20 protein-coding genes and 1 other RNA gene are annotated in these 19,017 nt (G+C 61.5%); 13 read left to right on the forward strand and 8 right to left on the reverse strand.

What is annotated here, in order from left to right; translation table 11 throughout:
- Positions 1-119: 119 nt before the first annotated feature.
- From ffs to HF949_RS04865, 6 genes are all read left to right on the forward strand, one after another.
- Positions 120-216: signal recognition particle sRNA small type (ffs, locus tag HF949_RS04840), an RNA gene on the forward strand.
- A 127-nt stretch (positions 217-343) separates the two neighbouring features.
- Entirely contained in the window at positions 344-2,179 is a 1,836-nt protein-coding gene (locus HF949_RS04845) for a DNA polymerase III subunit gamma/tau (RefSeq protein WP_292898616.1), read from the forward strand.
- Between the two features lie 17 nt (positions 2,180-2,196).
- Positions 2,197-2,520, forward strand: coding sequence for a YbaB/EbfC family nucleoid-associated protein (locus tag HF949_RS04850; protein ID WP_229450204.1), 324 nt, complete (start codon positions 2,197-2,199; stop codon positions 2,518-2,520).
- A gap of 48 nt (positions 2,521-2,568) precedes the next feature.
- Positions 2,569-3,174 carry a recombination mediator RecR gene (gene recR, locus HF949_RS04855; RefSeq protein ID WP_292898619.1) on the forward strand — a complete coding sequence of 202 codons (606 nt, stop codon included), beginning with the start codon at positions 2,569-2,571 and terminating at the stop codon, positions 3,172-3,174.
- An 18-nt stretch (positions 3,175-3,192) separates the two neighbouring features.
- Complete coding sequence (locus tag HF949_RS04860; RefSeq protein WP_292898621.1) at positions 3,193-4,425, forward strand: lytic murein transglycosylase; 1,233 nt, start codon at positions 3,193-3,195, stop codon at positions 4,423-4,425.
- A gap of 256 nt (positions 4,426-4,681) precedes the next feature.
- On the forward strand, positions 4,682-4,942 hold the full coding sequence (locus HF949_RS04865) for a Kazal-type serine protease inhibitor domain-containing protein (protein WP_366931283.1): 261 nt from the start codon (positions 4,682-4,684) through the stop codon (positions 4,940-4,942).
- A gap of 4 nt (positions 4,943-4,946) precedes the next feature.
- On the opposite strand, the gene HF949_RS04870 is transcribed toward HF949_RS04865, so the two are convergent.
- Positions 4,947-5,612, reverse strand: coding sequence for a GntR family transcriptional regulator (locus tag HF949_RS04870; RefSeq protein ID WP_292898624.1), 666 nt, complete (start codon positions 5,610-5,612; stop codon positions 4,947-4,949).
- A 331-nt stretch (positions 5,613-5,943) separates the two neighbouring features.
- Between HF949_RS04870 and HF949_RS04875 the strand changes: the two genes are divergently transcribed.
- From HF949_RS04875 to HF949_RS04900, 6 genes are all read left to right on the forward strand, one after another.
- Positions 5,944-7,401, forward strand: a complete 1,458-nt coding sequence (locus tag HF949_RS04875; RefSeq protein ID WP_292898626.1) for an aldehyde dehydrogenase family protein — start codon at positions 5,944-5,946, stop codon at positions 7,399-7,401.
- A 15-nt stretch (positions 7,402-7,416) separates the two neighbouring features.
- The gene (locus tag HF949_RS04880; RefSeq protein ID WP_292898627.1) at positions 7,417-8,676 is read left to right on the forward strand and encodes an NAD(P)/FAD-dependent oxidoreductase; all 1,260 of its coding nucleotides are present in this window, start codon (positions 7,417-7,419) and stop codon (positions 8,674-8,676) included.
- 12 nt (positions 8,677-8,688) lie between these two features.
- Positions 8,689-9,690 carry a 4-hydroxyproline epimerase gene (locus HF949_RS04885; RefSeq protein WP_292898628.1) on the forward strand — a complete coding sequence of 334 codons (1,002 nt, stop codon included), beginning with the start codon at positions 8,689-8,691 and terminating at the stop codon, positions 9,688-9,690.
- Positions 9,691-9,699: 9 nt separating this feature from the next.
- Positions 9,700-10,812 carry a cis-3-hydroxy-L-proline dehydratase gene (locus HF949_RS04890; RefSeq protein ID WP_292898630.1) on the forward strand — a complete coding sequence of 371 codons (1,113 nt, stop codon included), beginning with the start codon at positions 9,700-9,702 and terminating at the stop codon, positions 10,810-10,812.
- A 3-nt stretch (positions 10,813-10,815) separates the two neighbouring features.
- Complete coding sequence (locus HF949_RS04895; RefSeq protein WP_292898632.1) at positions 10,816-11,844, forward strand: trans-3-hydroxy-L-proline dehydratase; 1,029 nt, start codon at positions 10,816-10,818, stop codon at positions 11,842-11,844.
- Positions 11,845-11,964: 120 nt separating this feature from the next.
- Positions 11,965-12,168: a hypothetical protein gene (locus HF949_RS04900; protein WP_292898634.1), complete on the forward strand. Its 204-nt coding sequence runs from the start codon at positions 11,965-11,967 to the stop codon at positions 12,166-12,168.
- A gap of 103 nt (positions 12,169-12,271) precedes the next feature.
- Here HF949_RS04900 and rpsU read toward each other — a convergent pair whose 3' ends face one another.
- The 6 genes from rpsU to cysG form a co-directional block, all read right to left on the reverse strand.
- The gene (gene rpsU, locus HF949_RS04905) at positions 12,272-12,499 is read right to left on the reverse strand and encodes a 30S ribosomal protein S21 (RefSeq protein WP_292898636.1); all 228 of its coding nucleotides are present in this window, start codon (positions 12,497-12,499) and stop codon (positions 12,272-12,274) included.
- A 295-nt stretch (positions 12,500-12,794) separates the two neighbouring features.
- A complete protein-coding gene (locus HF949_RS04910) occupies positions 12,795-13,316 on the reverse strand; it encodes a DUF934 domain-containing protein (RefSeq protein WP_292898638.1) in 522 nt (173 codons plus the stop codon).
- Between the two features lie 10 nt (positions 13,317-13,326).
- Positions 13,327-14,091 carry a phosphoadenylyl-sulfate reductase gene (locus HF949_RS04915; protein ID WP_292898640.1) on the reverse strand — a complete coding sequence of 255 codons (765 nt, stop codon included), beginning with the start codon at positions 14,089-14,091 and terminating at the stop codon, positions 13,327-13,329.
- Positions 14,066-15,736 (reverse strand): nitrite/sulfite reductase, encoded by a 1,671-nt coding sequence (locus HF949_RS04920; RefSeq protein WP_292898642.1) that lies wholly within the window; start codon positions 15,734-15,736, stop codon positions 14,066-14,068. The genes HF949_RS04915 and HF949_RS04920 overlap by 26 nt, the downstream gene beginning before the upstream one ends.
- 16 nt (positions 15,737-15,752) lie before the next feature.
- Positions 15,753-16,061 (reverse strand): DUF2849 domain-containing protein, encoded by a 309-nt coding sequence (locus HF949_RS04925; protein ID WP_292898644.1) that lies wholly within the window; start codon positions 16,059-16,061, stop codon positions 15,753-15,755.
- A complete protein-coding gene (gene cysG / locus HF949_RS04930) occupies positions 16,061-17,488 on the reverse strand; it encodes a siroheme synthase CysG (protein ID WP_292898646.1) in 1,428 nt (475 codons plus the stop codon). The genes HF949_RS04925 and cysG overlap by 1 nt, the downstream gene beginning before the upstream one ends.
- 226 nt (positions 17,489-17,714) lie before the next feature.
- On the opposite strand from cysG, the gene HF949_RS04935 reads away from it, so the two are divergent.
- A complete protein-coding gene (locus HF949_RS04935) occupies positions 17,715-18,161 on the forward strand; it encodes a host attachment family protein (protein WP_292898648.1) in 447 nt (148 codons plus the stop codon).
- Between the two features lie 85 nt (positions 18,162-18,246).
- Here the strand turns inward: HF949_RS04935 and HF949_RS04940 are convergent, their stop codons facing one another.
- Positions 18,247-18,990 carry an SDR family NAD(P)-dependent oxidoreductase gene (locus tag HF949_RS04940; RefSeq protein WP_292898650.1) on the reverse strand — a complete coding sequence of 248 codons (744 nt, stop codon included), beginning with the start codon at positions 18,988-18,990 and terminating at the stop codon, positions 18,247-18,249.
- Positions 18,991-19,017: the final 27 nt, after the last annotated feature.

The following is a 19,017-nucleotide window of genomic DNA, read 5'->3' on the forward strand; positions in this document are numbered from 1 at the left end:
ATAATGTGCGTCAACGCTAGAGGGAGCCGACTGCACCTGCAAGCGAATGATTGGCCGTCGGCAGGAAAGCACATCTCTTCCCCTTGCATTTGTCCTCACAATTTCCGATATGGGGGCCGGGAGGTTGGTGGTGGACGCGCCACTCGCCAACCGGGTCAGGTCCGGAAGGAAGCAGCCCTAACGAGCCAGGCACGGGTCGCCGTGCCAGCCTCCCACCTTCTTCTTGCTTTCCTGGCCGCATTCATCGGATTTCAGCCTTGCAGTCCACATTGTCCATTGACGCAGAACCTTGTCCAAGGGGACACTGCCGGCGTCAGGACAAAACACGGAGCGCGAGAGGGCAATGACCGAGGCCGGCACCAGGACAAGCGACAAGGCCGGCGGCGCCTACCGGGTTCTGGCCCGCAAATACCGTCCCAGCGATTTCACCGGATTGATCGGCCAGGAGCCGATGGTGCGTACCCTCACCAACGCGTTCAATGCCGGACGCATCGCGCAGGCATGGATGCTGACCGGCGTGCGGGGTGTCGGCAAGACGACGACCGCCCGCATCCTGGCGCGTGCACTCAATTACAAGACCGACACGATCGACAAGCCAACCGTCGATCTGTCAGAGGAAGGCCAGCATTGCCGCGCCATCCTCGAAGGCCGGCATGTGGACGTTGTGGAGATGGATGCCGCCTCCCACACTGGTATCGATGATATCCGCGAGATCATCGACCAGGTGCGCTACGCACCAGTTTCCGCGCGCTACAAGGTATTCATCATCGATGAGGTTCACATGCTCTCCAACCAGGCCTTCAACGGCCTGTTGAAGACGCTTGAGGAGCCGCCGCCGCATGTGAAGTTCATCTTCGCCACCACGGAAATCCGCAAGGTTCCCATCACCATCCTCTCGCGCTGTCAGCGTTTTGATCTGCGTCGCATCGATGCGGCGATGATAAAGGCCGATCTCGGCCGTATTGGCGGGCTGGAAGGCGTGGAGGCAGAGGACGAGGCTCTGGCCATGATCGCGCGCGCCTCGGAAGGCTCGATGCGCGACGCCCAGTCGATCTTCGATCAGGCGATTGCCCATTCCTCAGGCAAGGTCACGGCGGAAACCGTGCGCGACATGCTGGGGCTGGCCGACCGTAGCCGCATCATCGGCCTGTTCGAACATCTGATGAAGGGCGATGTGGCTGCCGCACTTGCCGAATTCCGCGCCCAATACGATGTCGGCGCCGACCCGGCCACGGTGCTCAACGATCTGGCCGAGTTCAATCATCTGGTTACCCGCCTGCGCTTCGTGCCGGAAGCCGCCGATGATGCGGCGCTTTCGGAAGACGAACGCACGCGGGGTCTGGAATTTTCGAAGACACTTTCGGTGCGGGTTCTCTCGCGCACCTGGCAGATGCTCCTGAAAGGGATTCAGGAGGTGCAGTCTTCTGGCAGGCCCATGGCCGCTGGCGAAATGGTGTTGATCCGCATCGCCCACGCCGCCAGTTTGCCCACGCTTGACGAGGCGCTGAAGCGACTGGACGACCTGTCATCAGGTGCGGGCAACGGGCAGGGCCAGCCTCCGGCGCCCGGTGGGGTTTCACCGTCCGGCAATGGCGCCGGTGGCGCAGTGGCATCCGCAGTTGCGACCCAGCATGCGCCGGTCTCCGGTGGCGGTCAGACCATGCGTCTCGTCCAGCCGGAAGCAGCGCCCGTGGCGATGCAGCCGCCGGTGGTTGCCGAAGAGGCGGTGCCCGATGCGGTTCCGCTCAACTCGCTTGAGGACATCGCCAAACTCGCCGATGCAAAGCGGGACATGGCCTTCAAGGTGTTGCTCAAGCGGTGTGTGCGGCTTGTCTCCATTGAGCCGGGTCGCCTCGACATCAGCCTGACCGAGGATGCGCCGAAGACGGTGATGGGTGACCTCACCAATCGGCTGAAGGAATGGACCGGCCGTCGCTGGATAGTCTCGCTGTCGAGTGAGGCCGGAGGGCAGACCCTTGCCGAACAGGAAGAGGGTCGCCGTGAAAGCGCGATAGCCGATGCCAAGGCCGATCCGGCGGTGGCCGCCATTCTGGAGAGGTTTCCCGGTGCGAAGATCATCGACATCCGCATCCCGGATGCGACCGATCCCGATGCCGTCGAGGAAACTGAAGACGCCATTGTTCCGGTCGATCCGGACGATGATGACGACGATTTTTGAATGAACTGGAGATCAAAATGCGCGATCTGATGGGCCTCATGGGCAAAGCCAAGGAAATGCAGGCCAAGTTTCAGGCCATGCAGGAAGAAATGGCCGAAATGGAAATCGAGGGTCAGGCCGGCGGCGGCACGGTCAAGGTGACGCTGAGTGGCAAATCCGAGATGAAGGCTTTGAAAATCGACCCGTCGCTATTCAAGGAAGACGACGTGGAGATTCTCGAAGACCTGATCCTTGCTGCACACAACGATGCTAAAACGAAGCTCGAAGCGGCCATTCAGGAGAAAACCCAGGAAATGACCGCCGGCCTGCCGATCCCTCCCGGCATGAAGCTGCCGTTCTAGCAGCAAGAGTGGCCGGCCTCGTCTTGGCCATGTGTGGGCGGAACAGTCATGTCAAAATCCATCGCCGGACCGGAAATCGAACGTCTTATCCAGCTTCTGGCCCGCGTGCCGGGGCTTGGGCCGCGCTCGGCCCGGCGGGCGGCATTGCATCTGATCAAGAAGAAGGATCAGCTCTTCGCTCCGCTCACGGCGGCGATGGCCGAGGCAGTGGATAAGGTGCGGGTCTGCTCCACCTGCGGCAATGTCGATACAAGCGATCCCTGCACGCTTTGCACCGATCCGCGCCGCGATGGCAGCACGATCATCGTCGTGGAAGACGTGTCCGATCTCTGGGCGCTGGAGCGCGCCGGCGCCATGAATGCGCGCTATCACGTTCTCGGAGGCACGCTGTCGCCGCTTGATGGGGTTGGGCCCGACGATCTCAACATCAAGGGGCTGGTCAGCCGTGTGGCCGAAGGCGGTGTGTTGGAACTGATCCTCGCTGTCAACGCCACAGTGGAGGGACAAACAACGGCTCACTACATCACCGATCAGGTCGCGGGGATGGACGTGAAAGTCACGCGCCTTGCCCATGGGGTGCCGGTCGGTGGCGAACTCGACTATCTGGATGAGGGAACGCTTTCGGCAGCCCTGAAGTCGCGCACGAGTTTTTAAGGAAGCGGGAGAAACGTCATGAGATTTCGCCACACGATCCGCCTCATGGCCCTCCTGTTCATGTGCCTGATCGCCATCCCGGTGTCGGCGCAATCCGTCGAGGCGCAGTTCCGCAACTGGTTGACGAGTGATCTCTGGCCCGAGGCGCAGCAGCGCGGCATTTCTTCTGCCACCTTCAATGCAGCCTTTGCCAATGTCTCCCCCAATCTGAAACTGCCCGATCTCGTTCTCCCGGGACAGGGCAAGCCACGGAGCGACACCCAGCATCAGGCCGAGTTCCGTGCTCCATCCGCCTATTTCAAACATATTGGCGGCGTTGTTTCGGGTGGCCGCTCCCGCGCCGGTCAGCTTTCCGGCGTTCTTGCTGGGATCGAGAAACGTTATGGCGTTTCTCGCGGCATCCTGCTTGCCATCTGGGGTCGTGAATCCGGGTTTGGTCGCGCCAAGATCCCTTACGACGCCTTTGAGGTTCTCGGCACCAAGGCGTTCCTCGCCACACGAAAAGAGATGTTCCGACAAGAGGTTTTGGCGGCACTCGAAATGGTGGAGCGCCGGGGCGTTTCACCACGGACCATGCGCTCCTCCTGGGCCGGTGCGATGGGGCAGCCACAGTTCATGCCCTCGTCCTATCTGAAATACGCGGTGGATGGCGACGGCAATGGCACGGCCGACATCTGGAATTCCGAGGCGGACACGTTGGCGTCCATTGCCAATTATCTGGCTCAGCATGGCTGGGTGCGCGGGCGCGACTGGGGTTTCGAGGTTACCGTCCCGCAATCCGTGTCCTGTGCGCTTGAAGGCCCTGATCGTGGAAAACGCATAGCAGACTGGCAGGCGCTCGGCATTCGCCGGGTCGGTGGCAAGGCGTTTCCCGAGCACGAACTGAGGGGCGAAGGTTACCTGATGATGCCCGCCGGCCGCTACGGCCCGGCTTTCATAGTCACGCCGAATTTCTATCGCCTCAAGGATTACAATGAGAGCGACCTTTACGCGCTCTTCGTCGGCCATGCGGGTGATCGTATCATGTATGGCAAAAGCGAGTTTGCTGCATCCTGGGGTCGTTTCGGCGGGTTCACTCGTAGCGATGTAGCTGCGATGCAGCGCGGGCTCGAACGTCTTGGCTACGACGTAGGCGGATCAGATGGCCTCGTCGGATTCAAGACGCGCCGTTCCATCGGCGATTGGCAACAGAAGAACGGGATGTCACCCACTTGCTTTCCCGCAGGAGATACGATTCGTCGCCTGCGTTGAAGATGGGTCTTCTGTTTACGATCTTTGTACAACGGGATGGAATCGTTCCACAAATCGGCTAATCTGCTTTCGGGGATTGAGCGGAGTTTCCGCACCGAGAGTCGAGAGAGGGTAGACCGTGTTCATTGCAAAGATCGTGTCCCGGATGGGCGCACTCGCGGGCGCCGCGATTATTCTGGCGAGTTGTACCGTCGTGGTTGAGGAAGGCCCCAATCGTCCTCGTCCTCCGCGGCCGGATCGGCCACAGATGTGTACGATGGAATACAACCCCGTCTGCGCGCGACGCGGCGGAGAGCAGCGCACCTTCGGCAATGCCTGTTCGGCGCGCGCTCAGGGGTTCAGGATCGTGCGTCCGGGCACCTGCCGGCCTCAGTCGAACCGTCCAGGTCGTCCGCAGGCCTGCACGCGTGAATACAGGCCTGTTTGCGCCCGCAAGGGCGGCCAGCGTCGGACATTCGGCAATGCGTGCAGCGCGCGTGCTGCCGGCTTCCGGGTGGTCCGTCCCGGCCAGTGCTGACCATCTAGCCGCGCCGCTTTTCCAGTATCGCAAGGAGCGAGCGGCCGGCGTCGAGAATATGGGAGCGGGTGAGGTTCGCGGCCTCATCCGCATCGCCTTTCCTGCAGGCTTCGAATATCGCCAGGTGCTCCCGGTTGGCTCGCTGCACGCCATCCGTAAGGGTGAGCTGGGCGCGCAGATAGCGATCGACCCGATCGAGTGAGGAGCGAATGATCTGCAGATGATAGGGGCGGGCTGCCGCCTCATAGAGACCGTAGTGGAAGTTTCGGTTCGCCTCGCCCCAGCCGCCGGGATCGGCAGTCTCTGCGAACGCCTGCAGGTGTGCCCGGGCGATCTCCAGTCGCTCCTGTGTGAGCTCCGGAACGGCAAGCCGCATCATTTCGCTCTCCAGCAGCGCGCGAAACTCGAAGATCTCCTCGATTTCCGAGACCGAGAGTGCCGCGACCACCGTTCCCTTGAAGCGCTGCGTGGTGACCAGGCCGTCCTGCTCCAGGCGCTGGAATGCCTCGCGCACGGGAATGCGGCTGGTATTGAACATCTGTGCGATATGATCCTGCCGCAGATGCTCGCCCTCCGCCAATTCACCTTCGATGATGGCCTTGCGCAGAGCTTCAAAGACCAGATCGGTGGCTGACGCTGTCTGTCTTATGTCAACGCTGTCCAGCTTCATCGTTTCAATCCTGCCCGTGGCAATATCGGCAACCCTTGGCTGCGTACACGCGCTTTTGCCATACGCTAACGTTCTTCATGCCGCCGCTGATTTTATAATTGTATATTGGATCCAATATGAGTTAAAGACTTCGATACAATGTTTGTTCGGTTTCCCGTGGGCGTTTGGCCCGCTGGGCCAAAAGGCGTCTTATGTCCACAAGAGGCATCTTATGTGCAAATGGCAGGCTGGCATAACGAACCATCGCATGACTGGCAGGCCGCGTCTGCGTTAGGCTGCCCGTCGAATTGAAACGGCCAACTGAAACTTAAAAAAACGGGGTACTCCACAAATGGCGCTCAGCGAGACAGGCACCAACCATTTCAAGAATTACATCGCCGGAGATTGGATCGAGGGCGACAGCCAGGTTGAGAATATAAACCCGTCCGACACGCGCGATATCGTTGGCCTGGCAGCGCGTTCCGGTGCCGCCGATCTCGACCGCGCCATCGATGCCGCCCATGATGCCGCGCCCGGCTGGGCGCGTTCCACCCCGCAACAGCGCTTCGATATCCTCGATGCCGTCGGCAATGAGATCATCGCCCGCAAGGACGAGCTTGGCCGTCTGCTTTCGCGCGAGGAGGGCAAGACGCTGGCGGAAGGCATCGGCGAGGTGGTGCGTGCCGGTCAGGTGTTCAAGTTCTTCGCCGGCGAGGCTGTTCGCCTGCCGGGCGAGCGGCTCGATTCCATCCGCCCCGGCGTCGAGGTGGACATGCGCCGCGAACCCATGGGGGTTATCGGCATGATAACCCCGTGGAACTTCCCCATCGCCATTCCGGCGTGGAAAATCGCCCCGGCGCTCGCCTATGGCAATGCAGTCGTGCTGAAGCCGGCAGAGCTGGTCCCGGGCTCGGCCTGGGCGCTGGCGGAAATCCTCTCGCGCTCCGGCCTGCCCGAGGGCGTCTTCAATATGGTCGCCGGACGCGGCTCCGAGCTTGGCCCCCGCATGATCGAAAACCCGAAAGTGCGGGCCATCTCCTTTACCGGCTCCGTGCCCACGGGTCGCGGCATCGCGGCAGCCTGTGGTGAGCATCTGAAAAAGGTGCAGCTTGAAATGGGCGGCAAGAACCCGCTTGTGGTTCTTGACGATGCCGACCTCGATGCGGCGGTGGGCGTTGCGCTCAATGGCGCATTCTTCTCCACCGGCCAGCGCTGCACGGCTTCAAGCCGTCTCGTTGTGACGGAGGGCATTCACGATCGTTTCGTTTCTGCCCTCACCGAGAAGCTCAGGACCCTCGTCGTCGGCGATGCGCTCGACCCGAAGACACAGATGGGTCCCGTGGTCGATGAAAAACAGCTCGAACAGAACCTCTCCTATGTCGAGATCGCTGGGCAGGAAGGCGGAAAGCTCGCAATCGGCGGCGATCGCCTGACGCTGGAGAAGCCTGGCTTTTACATGGCGCCTGCGCTCTTCACCGAGACTGGAAACGATATGCGCATCAACCGCGAAGAAGTCTTCGGTCCGGTCGCCAGTGTTATCCGTGTCAGGGATTACGAGGAGGCGTTGCATGTCGCCAACGACACAAGTTTCGGCCTCTCCTCGGGCATCTGCACCACCTCGCTCAAATATGCGAGCGACTTCAAGCAGAAATCGCAGGCTGGCATGGTCATGGTCAACCTGCCAACCGCCGGTGTCGATTACAACGTGCCCTTCGGCGGCACCAAGGGCTCGAGCTTTGGCTCGCGCGAGCAGGGTCGCTATGCCGTCGAGTTCTACACGACGGTGAAGACGGCGTACACGCAGCCCTGATCTATCGGAGGGAACATGGGCAAAACCCGGCAGGGAGACAACTTGGATGTCGTCATCATTGGCGGCGGCATCATCGGCATCGCCACCGCGTTCCGCCTGGCGGAGACAGGCCGGCAGGTCGTGCTCATCGAGCGCGATGCGCCGGCCAATGCCGCAAGCCGGGGCAATGCGGGTGCATTCGCCTTTCCTTCCATTCTCCCGCTGGCGTCTCCCGGCATCCTCCTCAAGGCGCCCAAATGGCTGGTCGATCCGCTGGGGCCGCTCTCCATTCCACCGGCGCAGTTCCCATCGGTTCTGCCCTGGCTCCTGCGTTTCTTCCGCGCCTCCCTGCCAGACCGCGTCGAGGCGAGCACGGCGGCGCAGGCAGCGCTGAATAAACTCTCCGAAGCTGAAACCGCATCCCTCACGAAAGAAGCCAGTCTCGACCATCTGGTGCGCCACGATGGCGCTCTGGAACTTTACGAGAGCGAGGCGGCATGGCGCGCGTCGCTAAAAAGCTGGGAGCGCTGCGAGAGGGCCGGCATCGAGGTGGAGCATGTGGAAGGCGCGCGCCTTGTCGAATTGCAGCCGGGCCTCTCGCCCCGCCTGGTGAAGGGCGTGTTCCTGCCGCAATGGAAAACGGTCAGCGACCCGCGCGACTATGCGCTTGCCCTGCTGGAAGCAGCTCAGGCGCGGGGCGTCCACCTTGTCGAGGGAGCGGTCTCTCATCTGGCCGATAGCACCGAAGGCGTCATTGTCACCTTTGAGGATGGTCGAACCCTCAAGGCAGACCATGCCGTTCTCGCCGCCGGGCCGTGGTCGAACAGCCTCACTGCCCTCCTTGGCGACAAATTGCCCGTCACACCCGAACGCGGCTACAACACCACGCTGCCACCCGGCAGTTTCGATCTGAAACGTCAGGTTATTTTCCCTGCGCATGGCTTCGTGGTCACGCCTCTTGCCACCGGCATCCGTGTCGGCGGCGCGTCCGAGCTCGCGGGCTTCGATGCCCCGGTCAATTTCAGGCGCGCACAACACATGCTGGACAAGGCTGCCGGCTTCCTGCCGGGGCTGAAGCGCGAAGGCGGAACGGAGTGGATGGGCTCGCGCCCCTCCATGCCCGATTCGCTTCCGGTCATTGGGCGGGCCTCCTCCAGCCCCCGCATCCTCTATGCCTTCGGCCACGGCCATTTGGGGCTCACCCAATCGGCCGCCACGGCTCGACTCATCACTGATCTGATCCTCGAGCGAAATCCACCCATCGACATATCGCCCTTCCGGCCCGACCGGTTTTGACAGGAAAACACCATGGCGGTCAGCACCTTCACCTGCATCGACGGACACACCTGCGGAAACCCGGTTCGGGTCGTGGCCGGTGGCGGTCCGCAGCTTCAGGGCTCCACAATGCTGGAGCGCCGCGCGCACTTCCTCGCCGAGTATGACTGGATCCGCACCGGCCTGATGTTCGAGCCGCGCGGCCACGACATGATGTCGGGCTCCATTCTCTATCCGCCCACGCGGGATGATTGCGACATCGGCATTCTCTTCATAGAAACCTCCGGCTGCCTGCCCATGTGCGGGCATGGCACGATCGGGACCATCACCATCGGCATCGAAAACGGCCTCATCCGTCCGCGCGAGCCCGGCGTGGTCCGCCTCGACACGCCGGCGGGGCTCGTCGTGGTGGAATATGAACAGAATGAGCGTTTTGTTGAAAAGGTGCGCCTCACCAATGTGCCTGCCTTCGTGCATTCCACCGGTCTGACCGCAGAGGTCGAGGGGCTTGGCGAAATCACGGTCGATGTCGCCTATGGCGGGAATTTCTACGCTATTGTCGAGCCGCAGCCTGCCTTTGAGGATATGGCAAACCATACGGCGGGCGAGCTAATCGGCTGGAGCCCGAAACTGCGCGCCGCCCTCAACGCGAAGTACGATTTCGTCCATCCCGAAAAGCCGGACATCAAGGGCCTGAGCCACATTCTGTGGACTGGCAGTCCCACGCAGCCGCAGGCCCATGCGCGCAATGCGGTGTTCTATGGAGACAAGGCGATCGACCGTTCGCCCTGCGGCACCGGCACCTCGGCGCGCATGGCGCACTGGCATGCGAAAGGGCTCCTGAAACCCGGCGATAATTTCGTCCACGAAAGCATCATCGGGTCCGTGTTCGAAGGCCGCGTGGAGGCCGAAGCGCAGGTTGCAGGCAAACCCGCCATCGTGCCCTCGGTCGCCGGTTGGGCGCGTGTCACGGGCTACAACACGATCATGATCGACGACCGCGATCCCTACGCCCATGGCTTTGTTGTCGTTTGAGGAGAGACCATGAAAATCACTGCCATCCACGCCTATCAGGTCGACCTGCCGCTGAAGGAAGGGCGCTATTCATGGTCGAACGGAAACTTCGTTGAAGTCTTCGATTCCACCGTCGTCGCCATCGAGACGGATACGGGCCTCACCGGCTATGCCGAATGCTGCCCGCTGGGCTCGGCCTATCTGCCGTCCTATGCGCGCGGTGTGCGCGCGGGCCTTGAAGAGATCGCACCAAAGCTGATCGGCCTCGATCCCACCAATCTCGGTCTGGTCAACCGAACGATGGATGCCGCCCTCAACGGGCACCCCTATGTGAAAGCGCCGCTCGACATCGCCTGCTGGGATATTCTGGGCAAGGCGAGTGGCTTGCCGCTGGTCACGCTTCTTGGCGGCAGCGCGCAGGACGAGGTGCGCCTCTACCGCGCCATCTCGCAGGAAGACCCCGATCAGATGGCAAAGAAGATCGCCGGCTACAGGGCCGAGGGCTACACCAGGTTCCAGCTCAAGGTCGGCGGCAATGCGGATGATGACATCGCCCGCATCCGCGCCTGCCGCGAAATCCTCGACGACACGGACATTCTCGTGGCCGACGCCAACACCGGCTGGACGCGGCATGAGGCAGCACGCGTGGTCGATGCGGTGGCCGATCTCGATGTCTATATCGAGCAGCCATGCCCCACCTATGACGAGTGCCTGTCGATCCGCCGCCGCACGGCAAAGCCTTTCGTGATGGATGAAAACATCACCGGCCTGGATATGCTCGTGCGCGGTTTGGCCGACGACGCATTCGACGTCATCAACCTGAAAATCTCCAAGGTCGGCGGCCTCTCGAAGGCGCGCACCATGCGCGATGTCTGTCTCGCACACGGTATCCCCATGACCATCGAAGACACATGGGGCGGTGACATCGTCACCGCCGCAATAGCGCATCTTGCGCAGTCCACGCCATCCGACTTCGTCTTTTCGGCAACGGACTTCAATTCCTACGGCACCAAAACCATCGCCGCCAATGCACCGAAACGCGTCAATGGTGGCATGAAAGCGCCGTCAGGGTCGGGTCTTGGCATCGAGCCTGATTTCGAAACGCTTGGCGCACCGGTCCTGTCGTTTGGAAAAGGCGCCTGAGTCGTGCGTACCAGCCGGGCAATCCACATCGTTTCCTGTCATGCCGAGGGCGAGGTCGGCGACGTCATTGTCGGCGGTGTGCTCCCTCCGCCCGGGGATACGCTGTGGGAGCAGCGCAGTTTCATCGCTCGCGATCAAAGCCTGCGCAATTTCGTTCTCAATGAGCCACGCGGCGGTGTCTTCCGCCATGTCAATTTGCTGGTTCCGCCAAAAAACCCGGCAGCCGATATGGGCTTCATCATCATGGAGCCGGAAGACACGCCGCCCATGTCGGGCTCCAACTCCATCTGTGTCGCCACCGTGTTGCTCGACACTGGCATCGTGCCCATGACCGAGCCGGAGACAAAACTCGTTCTGGAAGCGCCGGGCGGTCTCGTTCACGTGGTCGCCGAATGCCGCAATGGCAAGGCCGAGCGTATCCGCGTCACCAATGTGCCCTCCTTCGCCGACCGGCTGGACGCACCGCTTGAGGTTGCGGGTCTCGGCACGCTGACTGTCGATACCGCCTATGGCGGCGACAGTTTCGTCATCGCCGATGCCGCCGCCCTCGGCTTCTCCGTCACGCCCGATGAAGCCCGCGATCTGGCCGAAACCGGGGCAAAGATCACACGGGCGGCAAATGAGCAGCTTGGCTTCTCCCATCCCGAGAATCCGGAATGGGATCACATCTCCTTCTGCCAGCTCGCCCTGCCGGTGGAGGAAACCGCGGAAGGTCTGATCGGCCGCAACACGGTCGTCATCCGCCCGGCCAAGCTCGACCGGTCCCCGACCGGCACAGGATGTTCCGCCCGCATGGCCGTGCTCCACGCGCGTGGCCGCATGAAGGTAGGAGGTCGCTTCACGGGCGTGTCGGTGCTGGGCTCGCGCTTTGAATGCCGGATCCTCGGCGAAACACTCGCAGGAGATAAGCCGGCTATCATGCCTGAGGTCGCTGGGCGAGGGTGGGTCACCGGAACGCATCAACTGATGCTCGACCCTTCTGATCCGTGGCCCGAAGGATACCGGATGTCAGATACCTGGGCTGATATCTAGAATTTTAGGAAAAGTTTACCCTGTTGCTCAAACATGGCCGAAGTGCCTCATTTCTCGGAACAAATCCTCATCTGGGGGTTTAACTCCATAAGTGCGATTTGAAACGATTGAGCAAGGACAATGACGCAACACGAAAAACGACAGGAGCGCCAGAGCGACGCAAATCGCGCTGACACTGCGCGCAGTGTCAGACAGCGTCTTGGTCACCCTGAAAACACGCGGTTTCTGAACAGAATGCCGCATTTCTCGCTGGATACCGACATGCCCGAGGAGTTCCATGACCTTCTGGGCAAGCTCGATGAAGCCGAGCGCCGTGCCGGCTGATCCATTTCAAACGAACCCGTGAATCAAGACAGGGACGGGGCCTGAGCCGCACCGTCCCTGTTCTCAAATCCAATAAAGCCAGGTTGAGCCTGGTCGTCAGCCCTCAGGCTGCGCGGCGCTTCTTCGGCAGAAGGCCTTCGCGCTGGGCCTGCTTGCGGGCCAGCTTCCGAGCCCGGCGGACAGCTTCGGCACGCTGACGTGCGCGCTTTTCCGAGGGCTTCTCATAAGAACGACGGGCTTTCATTTCCCGAAAAACACCCTCGCGCTGCATCTTCTTCTTGAGCACTTTGAGGGCCTGATCGACATTGTTGTCGCGAACGATAACCTGCAATGGACTTCCTTCTTCAGTTGGCGTTTCAATGGTTGAGCATGTCCAATGCGCTGGAAAGCGCGAAGAGCAGCTCTCGGTCAATCTTATTCTACATCGGTGCAAGGGCCTGGCATCAGCCGGCACAAAGATGCAAAAGCGCCCAAGCATAGGGCGACTCAAGATGGGGCGCACCATAACAGAAGTGGCACGGAATGCACCCCTTGGCAGAGATATAGGTCAGAACCGGAGGATTTCGAGATGAAATGACGCAGAGCGGAGCGCAAACCCCACAATTTCCTCGAATTTTCCGAGATAATCAGGCGGAAACACGCCTCCACGCATAGGATCCTGGGGCGGCCGCTGCCTTCGCTGCTGGTTGATAGTAGAGCGGGATGCCCGCTTCTTTTCCAGCCTCAAGCTGGCTGATCGTAAGGGGATTGACGATCTCAAGCGTCGAAAACCCGACCCGGAACATATGTGCGACCTGATCGATCAACACGTCGCCCGTTGCCCGGATTTCTCCTCGGTATCCGTGACGCGCGCGTAGAAGTTCTGCCTTGGAATAGCTCCGCCCGTCATTGAAAGCGGGAAAAGCCAGGGCCACCAGCGGGAGGCGTTCTAGGTACGGCAACAGTAGATCCAGCGCCTCACCTGGTTGTAGCTCGACACCAATGCGCTTCGCGGCTTCCTCGCGTGCTTCTTCCTCGAGTTCGAGAAAAGCAGCCAGCGGCAGGATAAAACGCTGGCCGTCGCCCGGCACTACAGCCTCTTCATGCTTCTGCCAGACATTCTTGCGGAATGCTCTGCCGTCCCAGAGCTTTGGCTGTGTATCGTTCATGATGCCACTCCTAGCGCGATGGGGAGAGCGCGGCCTCGAGGCCGGGCAGGTGGATACCGCATTCGATCTTGGCTTGCCCTGCCCAGCGCCCCGCACGGGGGTCTTCTCCCGGGCTGACAGGACTGGTGCACGGAAAGCAGCCGATGGAGAGATAGCCGAAAGCCACCAGCGGGTTCTGCCGCAGCTTATTCTGGCGCATGTAGCTGGCCTGGTCTTCGGTGGTCCAACGCGCAAGGGGGTTTACGCGAATCCGCGGGCCCACCGCCTCGAACACAGGCATCTGGGCACGGGTTGCAGCCTGGTTTCGCTTCCTGCCTGTAAACCACGCACGATATGGCTCGACCGCACGTGCCATCGGTTCCACCTTGCGGATGTCGCAGCAGAGATCCGTGTCGCGCTGGTGAAGGGTCCCATCCGGATCCTGCTCGGCGAGCGCCTTGGCGCGCGGAGCGACGATCTTGAGATTTGTCAGTCCGAGGTCGGCGACCAGCTGATCACGATAGTCCAGCGTTTCACCGAAATGCTGGCCCGTGTCCAGAAACGCCACCGGAATCCCCGGTTCAACTTTCGCGATTAGGTGCAGCAAGGCGGCCGAATCCGCTCCGAACGAAGAGGTCGCTCCGATGCCGCCCGCATCCCGAAACAGATCGATCGCGACGGCGATGATTTCTTCGGCAGGAAGATAGCCGTACCGATCGTTCAGCGTGACGGCAAGTTCGGTTGCATCGCCGTTGGCTGCGAAATCGCGGTCAAGCTGCCTTGGCTTCGTGGCCATAAAGAGCCTCCTTGAATGGTGCTGGACCAAGCCGGCGATAGGCGTCGAGAAAGCTCTCTTCGCGGCTTTCGCGTCTGGCGAGATAAGTGTCGACAATGGTCTCCACCGCGTCGGTGATCTCGTCCGGCTCAAAGCCGCGCCCGATGATTTCGCCGATGGTCGAGCCCTCACGCGCCGAACCGCCAAGGGTTACCTGGTAGAGCTCCGTGCCCTTCTTCTCCACACCGAGAATGCCGATATGGCCGACATGGTGATGCCCGCAGGCATTGATGCAGCCGGAGATCTTGATCTGCAGATCGCCGATCTCGTCCTGTCGGGCCTGGGAGGCAAAGCGCTGGGAAATCTCCTGCGCCACGGGGATGGATCGGGCATTGGCCAGCGCGCAGTAGTCAAGCCCGGGGCAGGCGATGATGTCGGTGATGAGCCCGGCATTTGAGGTTGCAAGACCGATCTCGACAAGTGCTGCATGCACCGCCGGCAGGTCGGCGCGCGCCACATGCGGCAGGATCAGGTTCTGCTCATGGCTGACACGGATTTCGTCGTTGCCATATTGCTCGGCAAGGTCGGCAATCGCATCCATCTGTGCGTCGCTCGCATCGCCCGGCACTTCGCCTATGCCCTTCAGCGAAACGGTCACGGAAGCATAGTCGGGGTTGCGATGCGTATGCGCGTTGCGGCGCAGCCAGTCGGCGAAACCCGGATTGGCCTTTACTGCCCTGCTCACCACCGCGTCACCCTCCGGGCGCGCCTTCAGTTTCGGCGGTGCAAAATATGTTTCGATGGCGCGGATGTCGGCGGCAGGCAGCTTCAGCTCGCTTTCGCGGAGTTCTTCGAACTCCTTTTCCACCTGCGCTTTCAGCTCTTCCGTGCCGGTCTCGTGCACGAGGATCTTGATCCGCGCCTTGTATTTGTTGTCGCGGCGCCCGTTCAGATTGTAGACGCGCAGGATCGCGGTCACATAGGTGAGCAGGTCTTCCTCTGGCAGAAAATCGCGGATCTTCTTGGCCACCATGGGTGTGCGGCCAAGACCACCACCGACAAACACTGCAAAGCCGAGCTCGCCCCTGTCGTTCTTTTTCAGATGCAGGCCGATATCATGCACCTCAATGGCCGCACGGTCGCGTGCAGCACCTGTCACCGCAATCTTGAACTTGCGCGGCAAATACGAAAACTCCGGATGCAACGACGACCATTGCCGCAGGATTTCGGCGTAGGGGCGGGGGTCTGCCACCTCATCAGCCGCAGCACCGGAAAAATGATCGGCTGTCACATTCCGTATGCAGTTTCCGGAGGTCTGGATGGCGTGCATCTCTACCTCGGCGAGCTCTTCCAGGATTCGTGGAATGTCGACCAGCTTTGGCCAGTGGAACTGCAGGTTCTGGCGCGTCGTGAAATGGCCGTAGCCCTTGTCATAGGTGCGCGCGATATGGGCGAGCTTCCGCATCTGGCGCGGTGACAATGAACCGTAGGGAATGGCAATCCGCAGCATATAGGCGTGTAGCTGCAGATAGACACCGTTCATCAGCCGGAGCGGCTTGAACTGATCTTCCGTCAGCTCGCCTGCGAGGCGGCGCTTCACCTGGTCGCTGAACTCCGCAACGCGGGCTTTCACGAAGGCTTGGTCGAATTCGTCATAACGATACATGGAACGTGACCTGGCTTTAGGCGGCGTTGAGCGCAGCGTTGCGCGCTTGCTTGCCGATCTCGGGATGAATGGAAGGGCCGCCGGCGCGAATGCGCTCGCGCAGGCGTTTGGGGAGAATGCGGCCTTCCACGATCTCCACGTCGACCAGCGTGACATCGACCACGATGTTGGCCGAGAGTGCCGCGTTTCCGGCCGCGGCAATACGGGCCTCGTCTTCGGCATCTTTTGCCACATGGGCGGCGTCGATCGTGTCGACCCAGCGCTCGCCGGCTCCCAGCCACACGGTTTCACCATCGGTCAGGCGATTGGCGGCTACAATCTTCATCACGCGCGCTCCAGCTGGTGCTTGTAGGTGGCGAGCGCCTCCGAGCGCTCGAAATTTGCGCCGGCCACCGCGTCGCCGATCAGCGTCATCACGGGGCCGGTCAGTTCGCTACGGTCGGCGAGCGAGGGCAGGTCATTCAGAGTTCCGTGCAGAAGCCGCCTGTCGTCACGGCTCGCATTCTCGATCACCGCCACGGCCGTATCCGGCGAGAGCCCGGCCTCTACAAGCCGACCTGCTACATCTGCAGCCACCGAACGCCCCATATAGACGGCGATGGTCGCACCGGAGACGGCAAGGCTCGCCCAGTCGGGCAGGGTGCGGCCCTTCAGGTCATGGCCGGTGGTGAACACGATTGAAGAGGCAATGCCGCGCAGGGTCAGCGGCAGTTCGAAATCGGCGGCGGCGGCGAAGGCGGCAGTGACGCCCGGAACAACTTCATAGGAGACGCCCGCTTCGCGGAGTGCTGCCATTTCCTCGCCAGCGCGTCCGAAGATCAGCGGATCGCCGGATTTCAGCCGCACGACACGTTTGCCATCGCGCCCCAACGCCACGAGCAGATCGTTGATCTCATCCTGGCTCTTGGAGTGGCAGCCCTTGCGCTTGCCCACGGAGATGCGCTCGGCATCGCGCCGGCCCATCGCCACCACGGCCTCCGGCACCAGCGCGTCATAGACAATGACATCCGCCTCCATCAGAAGGCGCTGCGCGCGCAGTGTCAGAAGGTCTTCCGCGCCGGGACCGGCGCCCACCAGTGCGATGTGGCCCGGAATGTCTTCACCAGCCGCCAGAAGGCTGGAGGCGCTGCGGCGGGCAGCGGCCACGTCTCCCCGCTCGACCGCGCGGGCTGTGTCGCCGGTGAAGAAGGCTTTCCAGAACCGACGCCGCGCTAGGCCGCGCGGCACCAGCCGGTCCACGGCATCGCGGTATTGTGTGGCGAGTTGGGCGAGTACGCCAAGCGATGGGGACAGCATCTGGTCGACGCGCGCCCGCACCATTTGCGCCAGCACCGGTCCGGCACCCTCGGTCCCGATGGCAACCGCAAGCGGAGCCCGGTTCACAAGGGCCGGTGTATAGAAATCGCAAAGCTCGGGCCGGTCCACTGCGTTGACGAGGATGGAGCGCGCCCGCGCATCCGCGACAATGACGCGATCCTGCGCCTCGTCGTCGGTTGCGGCGAAAACAAGCGCTGCGTTTTCGATGTAGCGCGGAGCATAGGGCGCGCGGATCAGATGGGCTCCATTTTCCGCCGCCCACGCGGCGAGCGCTTTCTCGGGCGCGTCTGCAACCAGCGTGAGTGCCGCTTTCGACTGGCCCAGCAACCGCGCCTTCGCAAGCGCTTCGTCCCCATTGCCGATAATGACGACAGCACGGTTCTCCACCCGCAGGAACACGGGGAAAGCGGCAAGCTTTTGGACCTTTGTCGTCATGGTTTACGAGCCTTCTCGAACGATGCCCGCAATAATGGCGGTTTGCAGCGTTGCCTGAGAAGAAACACACTCGCTGCCTCATGATTGTGACAAGATTGCTTTTTCGCCGCACCGCTTCGCGGCAGGAAATCCTTCCCCGGCCCTGCGCGGATACCCATATCCACTTTGTGGAACGGGAAGCGACAGGCTGCGTTTCCTCAGAACCATAGAAGCAATGGAGATTGATATGGCTGAGTTCCGGCTCGTACACGATGCTTGGGTTGTCGTCGCCGATGGTGAAAAGGCGCTGTTTCTTCGCAATGAGGGCGACGCGACCTATCCCAATCTTCAGGTGGTGCGAACGATCCATGAAGAAAATCCGCCAAGCCGTGAGCAGGGCACCGACAAGCCGGGACGCTTCAACGACGGCCACGGCGTTCACCGCAGCGCAGTGGACGAAACCGATTGGCATCGTATCGAGAAGGAGCGGTTTGCCGCTGACGTCGCCGAACGGCTCTACAAGCTTGCGCACAGGGGCAAGTTCAGCAAGCTGGTGCTCGTCGCCCCGCCGCTGGTGCTGGGTGAGCTGCGCAAGGAAATGCACAAGGAAGTGGAGGACAAGGTGATCGGCGAGGTCGCCAAGACGCTGACCAATCACACGGTCGGCGATATCGAGAAGGTGCTGATGCAGTAGATGATGCAGTGTTGGGCGGCGCCTGCAAACGCGCCGCCGAAACCCCGTTGAGAGGCGCCGCCAAAGTCAGCCCCGCTTGGAGGCCTTAAACGTGCTGTCCGCCGTTGATATGGATCTCCGCGCCAGACACATAGGACGACTGATCCGAGCAAAGGAAATAGATCGTCTCGGCCACTTCCGACGTCTGCCCAAGCCGGCGTAGCGGGATGGTTTCGACGATCTTTTCCGTTCCGGGCGAAAGGATTGAGGTTTCAATCTCGCCCGGTGCGATAGCGTTGACGCGAATGCCGTGCGGGCCGAAATCGGCTGCCATCTCGCGGGTGAGCGCCACCAGCGCTGCCTTGGAGGTTGCGTAGGCTGTTCCAGCGAAAGGATGCACGCGGCTGCCGACAATGGAAGTGACATTCACAATGGAGCCCTTTGCATTGCCGAGTTCCCTGAAGAGCCCGCGCGCCAGCATGATCGGTGCGAAGAAATTCACCTGAAACACATCGCGCCACATATGCATGGGCGTTTCGATGGAGTTCATCCGTTTGCCGCCTTCAAGCTTGGGCGAAATCGCAGCGTTGTTGACCAGCGCATCGAGCCGCCCGCCATTGGCCTCCAGCCGATGGCGGATTTCAGCGATGGCGTTGCCCACGTCTTCCTGATCGGAAAGATCGAGCTTGATGTGGTCTTCCGGTCCCGCAGGCCATGGACAATCCTCGGCAAAGGCCTGTCTTGAGCAGGTGATCACCCGCCAGCCTTCTCGGGAAAAGCGCTTCACTGTCGCGTGACCAATGCCCCGGCTTGCGCCGGTCAAAACCAGTGTCTTGCGTTCGTCGGCCATGCCCTGCTCCCTGTTCCGCTCCTATGT

The organism is Nitratireductor sp. (assembly GCF_017794765.1).
Classification (GTDB): domain Bacteria; phylum Pseudomonadota; class Alphaproteobacteria; order Rhizobiales; family Rhizobiaceae; genus Nitratireductor.